Here is a 14,011-nt window from a genome sequence, read left to right on the forward strand (position 1 = left end):
ACCCCTGAATTCAGACTATTTTTGCGCAGGCTTTCGGTCAGGCGCGATGCAGTACTTTCTTGAGTTTCTGCAGGGTGCGCCAGGCTCGGCTGTTTTGCATCGCCCGCAGTTGCGCTTCGGCGTGTTCAGCGCGTTGCAGGGCGGCGGGGAGGTGGTTTTCGGTGTTGGTGACGGGGTGGCTGGATTGATGGCCTCTGCAGAACGTCACGGTCGAAGATTTTTCTTGTTCATGGCCGCACTGTCGGCGCCCTCGTATGCGTGTATAGCAAGGGGCATTGCCAGGCGCAATTTTTCGCCGTGGTGTCCGGAATTCGGCGGTTATGTCGTTTTGATTGAATGCTTATGCACAACGGGCTGGCGGAATCTGCTTGATCATTGCGCTTTTGTGGACTCGTTCTCATTTGTCCGCAAATGCCTGTTTTACGGGTTTTTTATTTTTGTGAACAAAAAATGACCAGTAGTGTTTTGGGCGTAAAACAGCGTGGATATTGGATCCACGATAATTCCATCAACAGAGTTATCCACAGGCTGTGACTGTTTAAGGGCGCTCTGCCAGAAGCAGGAAATTGCGCGGTGTGAGTGGGGATTCGCAGAAGGTGCCGAGACGAACGACATAACCCTGCTCAATGAGGAAAAGTGCCCGATCGAGTACCAGCCACAGCTCCAGAGGCCGTCGGAAAAGGCCTCGCAGCAGCTCCAGGTTGCGCACTTCGGCCAGTCGCTGCCAACCGGCGGCTTCCAGTTCGGTCCAATCTGGCGTGCCGACTGTGGATAAGTCTTTGAGTGCGGCCAGATCGCGGCAGTAATCGGAGAAGGGTTTGTCCAGCCAGGCGCTGGGCAGGGAAGGGGTGGGCAGGTATTCGTCGACACCGCGAAGTTGCCGTTGCAGCAGGTCGAACCCCAGGCGCCGGGCCATGGAGGTGTCGCGCTGGCGTCGGACGCGAGCGCCGGCGGTGACGGTTTCGCTCATCGGCAGCGCAAGATCATCGAGGGAAAGGTGTAGGTCGGAGCGCTCGGCCGCACAGGAAAGTGGCCGATAGGTGTTCAGACTGATCCGGTTGTAACAGCACGGTGCGATAGCCAGTTGTTTGCACCCGGCGGCACTGGCGAGCTGGATCAGCCGCACATGCAGATCCCCGCAGGCGTGCAGCGCTACGGGCGTGTGATCGGCATTCAATAAAGAGGCTGCGCCAGGCGCGAGTACATCCTGTTCGACATGCAGCGCATGCATTTGATGGCGCTGGCTGAGTGCCTCGCCGCTGGCGACCAACGCCGGGTCGTATTCCAGGCAGGTCAGTTGTTGACCGGTTTGCAGCAGGCGTCGCCCCAAATGGCCCTTGCCCGAACACCAGTCCAGCCAATGCGTCGGTGCACGGGCAAACTGCAAGCAGCCGGCGAACGCTTCAATCTGCTGCCACTTGCGCCCCGGCACATCCACATTCAACCGATGGCCCGCCGCTTCGAGTGCACGAGCTGGCAATTCGCCCACCGCACTCAGCTCAAGAGACATCGCCGCCAATGAAGCAAACGGCTCCGGTGCATCGAGCCAGCCAGGCTGGTTATGACTGTTTTCCGCATCTTCCAGCGACCGCCCGCGTAGCCACAACGCCAGTTCCGGGTAGGACGCTTCCCAGGGTAGTTGCAGATGGGTAAACGGTCGGGGCTTCCACAGCGCCTGATGCTCGATCAGAAAAGCATCCAGCGCAGCGAAGCGGGCGAGCAGGGTCTCGCCCGTCAGCACGCAGGCATCAACGCCCTTGGCAGGCATCGACGCGCAACCAGCGCTCCAGCAGCTTGAAGCCGCGCACCAGCACGTAAGCCATCAGCAGATAGAACATGCCCGCGGCGAAGAAGATCTCCACCGGCAGGTAGGTGCGAGCAATGATGGTGCGGGCCATGCCGGTCAGTTCCAGCAGGGTCACGGTACTGGCCAGGGCACTGGCCTTGAGCATCAGGATCACTTCGTTGCTGTACGCCGGCAGGCCGATACGCGCAGCACGTGGCAGCATGATGTAGAACAACGCCTTGGCCCGGGACATGCCCAGCGCCCGCGCCGCTTCGATCTCGCCCGGTGGAATCGCCTGGATCGCGCCACGCAGGATCTCGGCGATGTAGGCCGCGGTGTGCAAGGTCATGGTCGCGGTGGCGCACCAGAACGGATCGCGCAGGTACGGCCACATCGAGCTGTTACGCACCGCATCGAACTGCGCCAGGCCGTAGTAGACCAGGAACAGCTGAACCAGCAACGGCGTGCCACGGAAAAAGAAGATGTAGCCGTAGGGGAATGCCCGCACATACCAGAGTCGCGATGAGCGAGCGATGCCCAGCGGAATTGCCAGCAGCAACCCGGCAATCACGGCGATGGCCACCAGTTCCAGGGTCAGCGTCGCGCCCTGAGCCAGTTTTGGCAGCCACTTGATGATGACTTCCCAATTCATTGGGTGCTCCTCGCGAAGCCGCGAGCGGCACGTCGTTCCATAAAGTGCATGCCGGTCATGGCCAGAATGGTCAGGCTCAGGTACATGAAGGCAGCCACCATATAGAAGGTGAACGGTTGCTTGGATACGGTCACGCCGATTTGCGCGTGACGCATGATTTCTTCAAGGCCGATGACCGATACCAGCGCAGTGTCTTTCATCAGAATCATGAACAGATTGCCCAGGCCCGGCAGGGCGATGCGCCACATCTGCGGCATGATCAACTTGGTGAAGATGCGGAATTTCGACAGGCCCAGGGCCACACCGGCTTCACGGTGACCTTTGGGAATCGCCAGAATCGCCCCGCGAAACACTTCCGTGGCATAGGCGCCGAAACACAGCCCCAGCGCAATCACGCCGGCGGCAAAGGCGTTGAGTTCGAGCTCGGGGTTGCCGAAGAACTCACCCAGCGCACGCATCAGGTTGACTGTGCCGAAGTAGATCAACAGCACCCAGAGCAATTCGGGGATGCCGCGAACCAGCGTTGAATAAGTGCCGCCAAGCCATTGCAACGGCTTGTACGGGGAAGTCTTGGCCAAGGCGCCGAGCAGACCGAGCACCAGCCCCAGGCACAAGGCCGAGAGTGCCAGTTTCACAGTCATCAGTGCGCCAGCGGCGAGCGCCGGGCCGAATCCGTAGAGGTCGATAATCATGGATTTCTTTTCAAATCGCGGCAGGCAATGCCAAGGACTGGCGCCGTCAGCGAACGGCGCCGGTCGGGCAGGTCAGAATCAATAGATGCTGAACGGGAAGTACTTGTCGTTGATCTTCTTGTAGGTGCCGTCAGCAACGATTTCTTTCAGCGMAGCGTTCAGCTTCTCGCGGATCGGGTCGTTCTTGCGAACGGCGATACCGATCTTGTCGCTTTCTTCAACCGGGTCACCCTTGAATTCGTAAGGACGGCCGGCGTCGCTTTTCAGCCATTCATAGTTGACGTACTTGTCGGCCAGGATGCCGTCCAGACGACCGGAAGTCAGGTCCAGGTAAGCGTTTTCCTGGGTGTCGTAGAGTTTGACTTCGACGCCTTCCATGTTGTCTTCCAGCCAGGTGCCGGCCAGGGTCGCGCGTTGGGCCCCGATCACCTTGCCTTGCAGCGAAGCCTTGTCGGTCTTGAAGTCGACGTCTTTTTTGGCAATGAACTGCAGTTTGTTGGAGTAGTACGGTGCGGTGAAGTCCACCGCTTGCTTGCGCTCATCGGTGATCGACATCGAGGAGATCAGGAAGTCGAACTTCTTGGCGTTCAGGGCCGGGATGATGCCGTCCCAATCGGAGGTGACCACGGTGCACTCGACTTTCATCTTGGCGCACAAGGCGTCGCCGATGTCTTTGTCGAAGCCGACGACATTGCCACTGGCATCTTTATTGTTGAACGGCGGGTAGGCCGCTTCGATGCCCATCTTCAAGGTCTCGGCGGCGGCACCGGCGCTGAAGGCCAGGGTGACGGCCGCAGCCAGGAAGATCTTTTTGAAGTTCTGCATGCGGGTAGCTCCGTTAGCGGTTGCTGGACATGAATTGTTTGCAGCGCGCCGAAAGCGGGTTTTCGAACACCTGCTGCGGCGATCCTTGTTCTTCTACCAAGCCTTGGTGGAGGAACACCACTTCGCTGGAAACCTGACGGGCGAAGCCCATTTCATGGGTCACGAGCAGCATGGTGCGGCCTTCTTCGGCCAGCGCGCGGATGACATTAAGTACTTCCTGGACCATTTCCGGGTCAAGGGCGGAGGTGGGTTCGTCGAACAGGATCACCTTGGGTTGCATCGCCAAAGTGCGGGCGATGGCTGCACGTTGCTGCTGGCCGCCGGAGAGTTGTGCGGGGTAGGCGTGGCGCTTGTCAGCGATGCCGACCTTGGCCAGCAGGGCTTCGGCGACTTCGATGGCCTCGGCCTTGCTCTGACCGAGTACGCGGCGCGGGGCCTCGATGATGTTGTCGAGCACGGTCATGTGCGGCCAGAGATTAAAGTTTTGAAACACAAAACCGATCTCGCTGCGCAGGCGATTGATCTGCTTGCCGTCGGCAGCGACCAGTTCGCCGTTCTTGGCGGGCTTGAGCTTGAGTTCTTCGCCAGCTACCAGGATCTGGCCCTGGTGCGGGTTTTCCAGCAAGTTGATGCAACGCAGGAACGTGGACTTGCCGGAACCGGAGGAGCCCAGGATCGAGATCACGTCGCCGTCGCGGGCGGTCAGCGAGATGCCTTTGAGCACCTCAAGCTGTCCGTAGCGTTTGTGCAAGTTGCGGATTTCAAGCGCGGGCGTGGCCTCAGCCATGTGCGTTCCTCATAGTGTGTTGCGCTCCTGCTGTTGGTCGCCTTCCTGGCGAGGCGGCCAAGCTAGCATAGCGTTCGAATGGCAGCCAACAGCGCTCGGGACGGTAAACGGATGGCGTGTGGCAGGTTGTCGCATCGGTACAGCAGACTGTCGCGCTGCTATCAACCGAACAGCCGTTTGAACCCGATGTGGTCCGGCTGTCCCGTAAAAAAAGGCGCGATGTTGCCAGCTTTGGCGGGGTGTTGGAAGCGCTAACCGGCCAAACGTTCCTGATCTGCACTTTTATTGTGCGCGCCTGCCTTTTTGGGTGTGTTTCCGGTGCATGGATTCGTTCCTGAAGTGGGTGGCAAGGTAACGCTCTGGCTAAATGCCATTAATCTCAATGACTTGCGATAAGCGCTCCATCGGCGCACAGGCCGCGTATACCGGGGGCGTGAAACATTTTGGCGCAATTATTGCGTGCAGAATAAGGAACACTCTGTTGGATTCTTTTTACGAGAAGGGATTTTCAGGCAGGGTGGACTGAATCGATTTCCAGGCAAAGGTAGTTTCAATGAGCAGTACGCAAAGCTCCAATGGCCTCGAACAGGGGCTCAAACCGCGTCATGTGACCATGCTGTCGATCGCCGGGGTTATCGGTGCCGGCCTGTTCGTCGGCTCCGGCCACGCCATCGCCGCTGCAGGCCCGGCCGTGTTGTTGGCCTACGCTGCCGCCGGTGCGCTGGTGGTTCTGGTCATGCGCATGCTCGGCGAGATGGCCGTTGCATCGCCAGATACAGGCTCCTTCTCGACGTATGCCGATCGTGCGATCGGTCACTGGGCCGGTTTCACCATCGGCTGGCTCTACTGGTGGTTCTGGGTTTTGGTCATCCCGCTGGAAGCTAACGCTGCGGCGACCATTCTGCATGCCTGGTTCCCGAACGTGGCGATCTGGGCCTTCACCTTGGTCATCACGTTACTGCTGACGGTGACCAACCTGTTCAGCGTGAAGAACTATGGCGAGTTCGAGTTCTGGTTCGCCCTGGTCAAAGTCGTGGCGATCATCGGCTTTATCGGTCTGGGCATTCTGGCGATCTTCGGCCTCCTGCCCACCAGCCAGGTCAGCGGTGTGTCGCACCTGTTTGACACTCAAGGCTTCCTGCCAAACGGCATGGGCGCGGTGCTCGGCGCCATTCTGACCACCATGTTTTCCTTCATGGGCACCGAGATCGTGACCATTGCGGCCGCGGAATCGAAGAACCCTGGCCAGCAGATCTCCAAGGCCACCAACTCGGTCATCTGGCGGATTGGCTTGTTCTACCTCGTCTCCATTTTCATCGTTGTGGCCTTGGTGCCGTGGAACGACCCGATTCTGGCCAGCGTCGGTTCCTACCAGACCGTGCTGGAGCGCATGGGGATCCCGAATGCCAAGCTGATCGTTGATATCGTGGTTCTGGTCGCGGTCACCAGCTGCCTGAACTCCGCGCTCTACACCGCTTCGCGGATGATGTTCTCGCTGGGCAAACGCGGCGACGCGCCGGCCGTTTCCCAGCGCACCAATAGCAGCGGCACACCTTACTGGGCCGTGATGCTGTCGACCGCTGCGGCATTCCTTGCAGTCTTCGCCAACTACGTGGCCCCGGCTGCCGTGTTCGAATTCCTGCTGGCCAGCTCTGGCGCCATCGCGTTGCTGGTGTACCTGGTGATCGCATTTTCGCAACTGCGTATGCGCAAACAGCGCATGGCTCGTGGTGAAAAAATCGCCTTCAGCATGTGGCTGTTCCCGGGTCTGACCTACGCGGTGATCGTATTCATCATCGCCGCCCTGACCATCATGCTGTTCCAGGAAGCGCATCGCGTGGAGATCCTCGCGACGGGTCTGCTGAGCGTGTTGGTGGTGGCTGCCGGTTTGTTTGTGGCGCGTCGTCGCAAGCTGCAGAAACTGGGCGCTGTGGTGCTGAGCTGATCCGTACCGCGTAACGCAAAACGGCCGCTGTCAGTGATGACACGCGGCCGTTTTCAGTTCTGAAGAGGAGGAGTGTTTACTCGCCCTTTTCTTCCTGCGCATCCAGCGACTGACGATAACTGTCCAGCGCATCACCAAAGTCAGTGATGAATTGCGGATCGGTCAGCCAGGCCTGGGCGGTATCGCGGTCCATGCCATCGGCCCACATGCGGTAGTCGATCAGCATGTCGGCGGCCAGGTGTGTGGCGGCCATGGCTTCGTTGTCGGCGTTTTCCATGTCCAGCAGTTCTGGATGGTCGCTGATAATCCCGGCAAGGTTCGACAGCAGGGTCAGCAGCATGTCGTTGCGGCTGGTGGCTTCGGCGTCACGCATTTTGCTGAACATCGCCAGGGTGTATTCCGGGATCGGCTCGCCGATCTCACCCAGGTCATCATTCAGATCGGCAGGCTTTCTGCCGACCATGCGGATTTGTTTGGCTTTGGCTTTTGCGCGTTTGGCGCGTTTCTGTTGCTTATTCAGGGATGCCATGGGAACTCAGTGGGTTTTCTGTTGGGTTTGGGCCGCGATGGCGTCGGACGCCGCCACGTAATCAGCCTGGAAGGCCGGCGATTCGATCCACGCCAGTGCACCGGCCTCGTCGGTCTCGGTGGACCATTGGCGGTATTCGATCAGCGCCGCGAGGATGAAGTCCATCGCGCCTTCTTCGCCTTCCTGTTCGTACACCAGCTCCAGCAGCGGGTCTTCAAGGAAGGCTGTGCACATTGCCTGCTGGCTGGACTTTTCGGCGTCGATCATTTTTTTGAACAATTCGGTCAGGTCCACCGATTCGAAGTCGATGCGATCGTCGTTCGGGTCCAGCTCGACCGGCGCGGCGACCCGCTGGGTGCGGTTCTGCTTGGCCTTGGCTTTGGCGCGGGAGGCGCGTTTGTTCTGCTTGTTGGCGGAGGCCATGGGCGTCATTCCGTAATTCGTTGAGAGGGTGCATCAATCAGTTGCGTGGCACTCGCCGCCCGGGTGTATCGGGGGCCAGCTCGCCGGTCTGCAGCCAGGACAATGCAATGGGCCATAGTGTGGCTTGGTATGCGCTGCGAAAAAAGGCGAAATGTCCGACTTCTTCTTCGCCGATGTCCTCAGGTGTGATTCTCAGGTGGGTATTTGTACTGCCGGTGAAGTAGCCAAGCAGGCGTTCTATGGCTGGAATCGTGCCGTAGGGATCGTCGCTGAGGCTGATGGCCAGGGTTTGTGCGCTGACGTTGGCGAAGGGCAGTCGACCGGTTCTGGCGTGGATGAGGCGACCGCTGGGGCGTTTCTCATATCGGTTGCTGGGCGTGCTCCAGTCGCGAACCACGCCGGCGGGGGTGTCTTCGAGCCAACCCAGGCGTTTGCCGGGGAAGTAGCCGCAAAGCATCGTCATCAACGGCATCACCACGTGCCACTTGGCGAACATCCGCCAGCGATGAGCGGGGGCGTAGTCGCGCCAGTAAGCGAACTGCGCGCCCACTGTCACCAGGCGTCGGATCAAATGCCCGGAGGCCCCCAGCCCCGCAGCACAGCCGCCGAAGCTGTGGCCGACGACATTGATGGGTTGTCCTGCAAACTCGCGTTGCGCTCTTTGCAGCATCGCCTCGAAATCCAGCGCGCCCCAGTCGGACCATGAGGCCTCGAGCCCTTTCAGTGATGCGGGACGCGACTCGCCGATGCCACGGTAGTCATAAGTGATCACGTCAAAGCCGTTGGCGAACAGGTAATCGGCGAAGCGCGAATAGTGTCGGCAACGGACAGAGGTGGCAGCGTTGACGATAACCACCGGGCGAGTTGGGTCTTGATGGGGGTGTCGCCAGGTGAAGCCGCCAAGGAGGAAGCCATCGGCGGCGGGCTCCCTGAAGGATTCGCCAGGTGTGCGGGTGGGCAACGGCAACTCGAGTTGCGTCGGGGCCAGTGAGGGCATGTCCTGTAAGTTCATCGGCTTTGAACCTTTGCGACGAGTTACTCACCATAGTCGTCATGCCGTTTATGAACAATCTGCCCGCGCTTATCGGGGGCGCTTGAGTAACCGCTCCTCAAGCATCCCGTTCCCTATCCGGTTCTGCATGAGGTTCCTCCTTGCTCAGGACTGCATTGGGCAGGCCGAGAAACTAGAGCAGCACCGGATCCCGGATGAAATCCCGAGGGCTGGCGTTCATTTGCTGGATGTTGATGGCGGCTTCCTGTTTGACGGGAGACTGGTCGCGACTCGCCAGCAGGCGCTCGTAGTAGAGGGTGTTGATCTGACGCTCGAGGGCGCGACTTGACCAGTTCTGGAGCGCTGATTCGTTCATGTACCAGTGGCGAGCGTTGTCGTTGTCGACTCGCAGCAGCCTGCGGTAGTGGGTCCAGCTCAATTCGTGACGCAGCGCGTCACGAATCGGGAATGCTTGATAGAACTGGCGCATGTAACGGAGATTAGAGGCGTCGAAGCCTTTCCCAAACTCCGCTGTCAGTGTATGCGCCAGTGTCGACAGCAGCTGCTTGCCATAAGCCGCCCGCCGAGCGCCTTCCTGTTCGAATTCCACAATATGCCGGCCGATCTGCCAACAGGTTTGCACCTGAACGGTATCGACCGCTCGCAGCACCTTTTGGCGCGCTTCACGGATCAGCTCGCCCAGACTGCCGAGCAGTGAAACCATTTGTGGATCTTGAGTGTTATCGGGTTTGAGGTGGCTCATGACATCTTCCGCAGCTGGAGGGAACAGGCGCAAGAGGATGGCAGGAGAGCGATAGTCGACGATGCCGGGCGCTGCTGGTAAATCGGAAGGAAATACCGGATTCGTCTTGCAGGACACCACCGACTACAGCTCGTACTTGAGGAGCAGATCGTGTAGTCCGATTCGCAGTGAGCTCAATTCCGAATCGATCTAAAACTTGAGTATTCGGCGATAAATCTAAAAGGAGTAACGAGTGGGTTCTACGTAACCCGGGAGTCGCCATCATGAAGTACGTCCATTCATTCATGCTGCCCATCGCCGCTGTCGGCGTACTGCTGTTGCCAGTCGCGCTTAACGCCGCCAGCCTTGAGCCAATTGACAGCTCGGCCGTGCAAGTCCAGCAGCAACAACAAAACGGGATTACCTACCTGTCCGGGGGGATTGGAGAGGACGAGGCTAAAGCCATTCAGCAAACCAAGGGCTACAACCTGCACATGACATTCTCCACCGGGCCTCAGGACGAATACGTTCCCGATGTGGATCTGGTTATTCAGAAAGCCGCAGGGCAGACCGTGCTGACACTGAGTGAGGCTGGGCCGTTGGTTTACGTTCAGCTGCCTGCCGGCAAGTACACCGTTATCGCCACGCATAAAGGTGAGGTGCGGCGTGATACGGCGGATGTGGGCAGTGGTGCCGCTCGCAATCTGGTTTTCCACTGGGGCGGTCAAAACTAGTCAGGAGAGGTGGCTTGCGTGATGTCCGATTAAATCGCAGGCATAAAAAAACCCTGAATCTTGCGATTCAGGGTTTTCGGTATTTGGTGCCCAGAGACGGAATCGAACCGCCGACACGGGGATTTTCAATCCCCTGCTCTACCGACTGAGCTATCTGGGCAACGGGGCGCATTAAACGGGTTTTTCAGGGGGTCGTCAAGCAAGTTTTCAAAAAATATTTAATTATTACCGTCGCTTACGTGCCGACCCCGAATTTTGATCAATTATTGAGCAGGTGGAACGTAGCCTTCAGCCTTGGCGTATTCCTCGCCGGAAAAGTATTTGTCCATCTCACCCTGAAGGTATTTGCGGTCTTCGGCGTTCATCATGTTCAGGCGTTTTTCGTTGATCAGCAGGGTCTGGTGTTTCTGCCAGTCGGCCCAGGCCTTGGCCGAGACGTGGTCAAAAATGTCCTGACCTTTTGCACCCGGGAATGGAGCGCGCTCCAGGGCGGGCAGTTCTTCTTTGTACTTGCGGCACATGATGGTGCGGGTCATGACGACTCTCCTGCGTTCAATACGGCGGCCGCGCGCTCGAGCAAGGTTTTGACCGGGGCGGCAAGGCCCAGGCGCGGCGGGGTGGCGAGGTTATACCAGAGCCAGTCGGCCTCGGCCACGTGATGGCCGGCCTCCTGGACCTGCACCAGCCAGGGTTCGATGGATAATTGAAAGTGACTGAAGGTGTGCACCAGGCTCGGCAGTGCCTGCTGGCTGCCCAGTTCCAGCGAGTGCTGCGAAGCCAGATGTTGCAGGTCGTCGAGGTCATCGAGTTCCGGCAGGCTCCAGAGACCGCCCCACAGGCCCGTGGAAGGGCGTCGGTAAAGCAGAATCGCGCCGTCGCCGTTGGCGAGCATCGGCATCAGCGTGCGCTTCTGTGGCACCGCTTTGCGTGGCTTGGGGATCGGGTAGCGGGTTTCCAGGCCGAGCATGTGTGCTTCGCAGCCCTTTTTCAGTGGGCAGAGCAGGCAGCTCGGCTTGCTGCGGGTGCAGAGCGTGGCGCCCAGATCCATCATCGCCTGGGTGTAGGCGTTGACCCGATCATGCGGCGTGAAGCGCTCAGCGTTCGCCCACAGCTGTTTGGCGACCTTCGGCTCGCCCGGATAACCCTCTTGCGCAGTAAAGCGCGCCAGGACCCGTTTGACGTTGCCGTCGAGGATCGGCGCGCGGATACCCATGCTCAGGCTGGCAATCGCCCCGGCGGTGGACAGGCCGATACCCGGCAGCTCGGTGAGTTTTTCCACATCACGTGGAAACTCGCCGCTATATTCGGCGACCACAATCTTCGCGGTCTTTTGCAGGTTGCGCGCGCGAGTGTAGTAACCGAGGCCGGTCCACAGGTGCAGTACTTCGTCTTCCGGTGCTGCGGCCAAGGCTTCGACGGTTGGCAGCGAGGCCATGAACCGGTCGAAGTAGTTCAGCACCGTGCTGACCTGGGTCTGCTGCAACATGATTTCCGAGACCCACACCCGATAAGGGGTGATGCCCTGTTGCCAAGGCAAATCGTGGCGGCCATGGCGGTCGTACCAATCCAGCACGGCCGTTGAAAACTGCTCGGCTCTCATCGCTTGAACAGCCCCTTGAGCGCGTTTTTCAGTTCCGGGCTGACTTTATCGCCAAGCTTCTCGTCGATTTTTTCGCTGATGCGCTCGCCGGCCAGTTTGCTGGCGACCTGGCTCATGCGTTCGCTGTCGAGGCGGCAAGCCTTGGCGCCCAGCTCCAGCGGGCCACGGCAGCGCAGCGGCCATTCGATGCCGACGTATTTCTCGCCGACCTGACAGGCCGGGTCCGGCATGTCGCTCTTGTCGCCTTCGACGATGATGCCCAGGCGGTAATCCATGCCCAGCACCCGCAGGTCGATGTCGCCGTTACCGTTCACGGTCATGCCTGGGACGCGCACTTTCAGGTCCGGGTTATTGGCCACGCCGTTGCGCAAAGTCAGGTTGCCCTTGAGCTCCTCGAAGGGCGTGTCCTTGCCCCGTGGTTCGCCACTGAGGGTTTTGCGATTCAGGGTGGCGATGCCTTTGCACAGTTGTTGCTCAAGGTTGGCATTGAGCAGCATGCCGTTGTTGATGACGAAGCTGGCGTTGCCGTTGAGACTGTCGATCAGCGCGCTCTCGCTATTGCCACTGCCGGTCAGGGTGCTGTTGAGCGTGACCTGGCCTTTGACCGGTGGATTTTTCCCCTGGCCCTCGAGGATTTTCTCCACCGGCACGTTGTTGATGCGCGTCTGTATGTTCAGCGCTGGCACTTGCTGGCGAACATCCAGGGTGCCCTTGGCTTCGAAGTTACCGTCGTACAGATCGCCGCGCAGGTTCTCCAGGGTCAGCAGGCCGCCCTGGCCGTTGGCCTTGAGCACCGCGTTCTGGATCGGCAGTTTGTCGAGGGTCAGTTGGCCGAAGGTCAGGTCGGCGTCCACGTCGAGTTTGCTCAGGCGCTCCACCGGGAACAAGCGGTCGCTGCTCCACGGGCCTTTGGTCGGTGATGGCGGCAGCGGTGTGCTGCCAGGGCCGGCCAGGGCATCGGCCTCGGTGCTGGCCACTTCGGCCTTGCGTACCTGAGTTGCGCTGTTGGCTTCGGCGGATTTCGGCGGCAGGTAACGGTCGACGTTGAAGGTGTCAGCCTTGAGGGTTGCCCGCAGCGATTGCTTGGCGAAGTCTTCGATGGCGATGCGGCCGCTGAAGTTGCTGTCGTCAAGTTTCAGGTTGATGTTATCGAGCGACAGGCTGGTCGGCGTGCCGGCAACCTGGCTGACCAGTTCAACTTTGCTCAGGCTACCTTCGGCCATCGCCGGGAGTTTCTGGCCGATGCTGTCGACGAATTTTGCCAGGTCGAATTGGGCAATCGACAGGCCGCCGCTGATTTGCGGGGTCTTGTCGAGGTCGTTCGCTTTCAGTTCACCCAAGGCGCGCAACTGGTTGGCGGAGATCTTGATGCCAGTCCATTCGGCGACGTTGGCGGCCTTGTCCAGCAGCAACTGACCTTGAGCGGCGAAGGTCATGGTCTTGCCTTGCAGCGGATCGCCAGCGACTTCGCCGGAGAGTTTCATGTCTTCGAACTTGTAGCGTTGCAGCGCTCGCTCGAAGCGCAGCTCGCCAGCCAGCTCGGTCCGCACCCGCAGAACTGGTTGGTTGGTGCCCAGGAACGCCGTGAGTTTGACCGGGATGTTGGTCGAGTCATGGACCGGGCCAGTACTCAGCTGGATGCTTTCGGCGCTGAACTGCTTGCCGGTTTTTTCGTCGCTGTACTCAACGCGGGCGTTGTTGACGGTCAGGCTGTCGATGTCCAGGCGGACCGGCTGAGCCGGTTTTTCGGCCTGGGCGGTGGTCGTTGGTGCGGGTTCGCCGGTGGTGGCGGGCGTTGTGGTCGAGGTCGTCGCAGCCGCAGGTGCCGGCACCTTGCCGATGTCTTCCCAGTTGCCATGGCCGTCCTTGTCACGGTTCAGGCGCAGGTTCAGGCCTTCGACGCGCACATCGCTCATCTGCACTTCGCGGCGCAGCAGCGGAATCACGCGGACCGACAGACCGAGCATCTGCAGGTCGGCAAACGGCTCGGTGGGCTTGGCCAGGGTCGCCACACTGGCTTCGTGTAATTCCAGGCCCAGCCAGGGGAACAGGCTCCAGCCGATATCGCCATTGAGCGTCAGCTCGATGTGGGCCTTGTCGCGGGCAATCTGGCGAATCTCGTCTTTATAGTCGTTGGGATCGAAGAGGTGGGTCAGGGCAAAGCCCAGCGCCACAATGATCAGCAACAGCCCGAGAAGTACCAGACCCAGGATTTTGCCGAACGCTTTCATGGGCGAGTCCTTGTATTAGTCGAATTCGAAATTTAGCCGGGGAGTATAGCGCCCCGAAGTGGCCGCCCGGTCAG

The 14,011-nt window shown here is 59.6% G+C and carries 13 protein-coding genes, 1 tRNA gene and 2 pseudogenes; 2 read left to right on the forward strand and 14 right to left on the reverse strand.

The window, feature by feature from the left end; all coding sequences use genetic code 11:
* Window positions 1-37: 37 nt before the first annotated feature.
* The 6 genes and pseudogenes from AC1DIS_RS03670 to AC1DIS_RS03695 all read right to left on the reverse strand — a co-directional run.
* Window positions 38-202, reverse strand: a pseudogene (locus AC1DIS_RS03670) (FkbM family methyltransferase); the annotation flags it as partial.
* 336 nt (window positions 203-538) lie between these two features.
* Window positions 539-1,768 carry a methyltransferase gene (locus AC1DIS_RS03675; protein WP_477744122.1) on the reverse strand — a complete coding sequence of 410 codons (1,230 nt, stop codon included), beginning with the start codon at window positions 1,766-1,768 and terminating at the stop codon, window positions 539-541.
* Window positions 1,749-2,438 (reverse strand): ABC transporter permease, encoded by a 690-nt coding sequence (locus tag AC1DIS_RS03680; RefSeq protein ID WP_007897471.1) that lies wholly within the window; start codon window positions 2,436-2,438, stop codon window positions 1,749-1,751. Before AC1DIS_RS03680 ends, AC1DIS_RS03675 begins: the two co-directional genes overlap by 20 nt.
* Window positions 2,435-3,130, reverse strand: coding sequence for an ABC transporter permease (locus tag AC1DIS_RS03685; protein ID WP_019651467.1), 696 nt, complete (start codon window positions 3,128-3,130; stop codon window positions 2,435-2,437). Before AC1DIS_RS03685 ends, AC1DIS_RS03680 begins: the two co-directional genes overlap by 4 nt.
* 78 nt (window positions 3,131-3,208) lie before the next feature.
* Window positions 3,209-3,955: an ABC transporter substrate-binding protein gene (locus tag AC1DIS_RS03690; protein WP_477780770.1), complete on the reverse strand. Its 747-nt coding sequence runs from the start codon at window positions 3,953-3,955 to the stop codon at window positions 3,209-3,211.
* 13 nt (window positions 3,956-3,968) lie between these two features.
* On the reverse strand, window positions 3,969-4,742 hold the full coding sequence (locus tag AC1DIS_RS03695) for an ABC transporter ATP-binding protein (protein ID WP_477744123.1): 774 nt from the start codon (window positions 4,740-4,742) through the stop codon (window positions 3,969-3,971).
* Between the two features lie 553 nt (window positions 4,743-5,295).
* Between AC1DIS_RS03695 and gabP the strand changes: the two genes are divergently transcribed.
* Window positions 5,296-6,687, forward strand: a complete 1,392-nt coding sequence (gabP, locus tag AC1DIS_RS03700) for a GABA permease (RefSeq protein ID WP_018929225.1) — start codon at window positions 5,296-5,298, stop codon at window positions 6,685-6,687.
* A gap of 76 nt (window positions 6,688-6,763) precedes the next feature.
* On the opposite strand, the gene AC1DIS_RS03705 is transcribed toward gabP, so the two are convergent.
* From AC1DIS_RS03705 to AC1DIS_RS03720, 4 genes and pseudogenes are all read right to left on the reverse strand, one after another.
* Entirely contained in the window at window positions 6,764-7,216 is a 453-nt protein-coding gene (locus AC1DIS_RS03705; protein ID WP_064615876.1) for a hypothetical protein, read from the reverse strand.
* 6 nt (window positions 7,217-7,222) lie between these two features.
* On the reverse strand, window positions 7,223-7,639 hold the full coding sequence (locus AC1DIS_RS03710) for a hypothetical protein (protein WP_305410823.1): 417 nt from the start codon (window positions 7,637-7,639) through the stop codon (window positions 7,223-7,225).
* 37 nt (window positions 7,640-7,676) lie between these two features.
* On the reverse strand, window positions 7,677-8,651 hold the full coding sequence (locus AC1DIS_RS03715) for an alpha/beta hydrolase family protein (RefSeq protein WP_258612971.1): 975 nt from the start codon (window positions 8,649-8,651) through the stop codon (window positions 7,677-7,679).
* A 175-nt stretch (window positions 8,652-8,826) separates the two neighbouring features.
* Window positions 8,827-9,393: pseudogene (locus tag AC1DIS_RS03720) on the reverse strand (DUF1016 N-terminal domain-containing protein); the annotation flags it as partial.
* A 263-nt stretch (window positions 9,394-9,656) separates the two neighbouring features.
* Here AC1DIS_RS03720 and AC1DIS_RS03725 point away from each other — a divergent pair.
* A complete protein-coding gene (locus AC1DIS_RS03725; RefSeq protein ID WP_086944143.1) occupies window positions 9,657-10,106 on the forward strand; it encodes a hypothetical protein in 450 nt (149 codons plus the stop codon).
* An 84-nt stretch (window positions 10,107-10,190) separates the two neighbouring features.
* On the opposite strand, the gene AC1DIS_RS03730 is transcribed toward AC1DIS_RS03725, so the two are convergent.
* From AC1DIS_RS03730 to AC1DIS_RS03745, 4 genes are all read right to left on the reverse strand, one after another.
* A tRNA-Phe gene (locus AC1DIS_RS03730) sits at window positions 10,191-10,266 on the reverse strand.
* Between the two features lie 103 nt (window positions 10,267-10,369).
* Entirely contained in the window at window positions 10,370-10,642 is a 273-nt protein-coding gene (locus AC1DIS_RS03735) for an oxidative damage protection protein (protein ID WP_018929219.1), read from the reverse strand.
* On the reverse strand, window positions 10,639-11,706 hold the full coding sequence (gene mutY / locus AC1DIS_RS03740) for an A/G-specific adenine glycosylase (RefSeq protein ID WP_477744124.1): 1,068 nt from the start codon (window positions 11,704-11,706) through the stop codon (window positions 10,639-10,641). Before mutY ends, AC1DIS_RS03735 begins: the two co-directional genes overlap by 4 nt.
* Window positions 11,703-13,937 carry an AsmA family protein gene (locus AC1DIS_RS03745; RefSeq protein WP_086944141.1) on the reverse strand — a complete coding sequence of 745 codons (2,235 nt, stop codon included), beginning with the start codon at window positions 13,935-13,937 and terminating at the stop codon, window positions 11,703-11,705. The genes mutY and AC1DIS_RS03745 overlap by 4 nt, the downstream gene beginning before the upstream one ends.
* Window positions 13,938-14,011: the final 74 nt, after the last annotated feature.

It is taken from the genome of Pseudomonas sp. 05N433 (assembly GCF_056396925.1).

Bases quoted from the DNA above. Each gene is read 5' to 3' on its own strand.
- AC1DIS_RS03695 (WP_477744123.1), bottom strand. From the start codon at position 4,742: ATGGCTGAGGCCACGCCCGCGCTTGAAATCCGCAACTTGCACAAACGC.
- AC1DIS_RS03745 (WP_086944141.1), bottom strand. From the start codon at position 13,937: ATGAAAGCGTTCGGCAAAATCCTGGGTCTGGTACTTCTCGGGCTGTTG.
- AC1DIS_RS03735 (WP_018929219.1), bottom strand. From the start codon at position 10,642: ATGACCCGCACCATCATGTGCCGCAAGTACAAAGAAGAACTGCCCGCC.
- AC1DIS_RS03675 (WP_477744122.1), bottom strand. From the start codon at position 1,768: ATGCCTGCCAAGGGCGTTGATGCCTGCGTGCTGACGGGCGAGACCCTG.
- AC1DIS_RS03685 (WP_019651467.1), bottom strand. From the start codon at position 3,130: ATGATTATCGACCTCTACGGATTCGGCCCGGCGCTCGCCGCTGGCGCA.
- gabP (WP_018929225.1), top strand. From the start codon at position 5,296: ATGAGCAGTACGCAAAGCTCCAATGGCCTCGAACAGGGGCTCAAACCG.
- mutY (WP_477744124.1), bottom strand. From the start codon at position 11,706: ATGAGAGCCGAGCAGTTTTCAACGGCCGTGCTGGATTGGTACGACCGC.
- AC1DIS_RS03710 (WP_305410823.1), bottom strand. From the start codon at position 7,639: ATGGCCTCCGCCAACAAGCAGAACAAACGCGCCTCCCGCGCCAAAGCC.
- AC1DIS_RS03680 (WP_007897471.1), bottom strand. From the start codon at position 2,438: ATGAATTGGGAAGTCATCATCAAGTGGCTGCCAAAACTGGCTCAGGGC.
- AC1DIS_RS03705 (WP_064615876.1), bottom strand. From the start codon at position 7,216: ATGGCATCCCTGAATAAGCAACAGAAACGCGCCAAACGCGCAAAAGCC.
- AC1DIS_RS03725 (WP_086944143.1), top strand. From the start codon at position 9,657: ATGAAGTACGTCCATTCATTCATGCTGCCCATCGCCGCTGTCGGCGTA.
- AC1DIS_RS03715 (WP_258612971.1), bottom strand. From the start codon at position 8,651: ATGAACTTACAGGACATGCCCTCACTGGCCCCGACGCAACTCGAGTTG.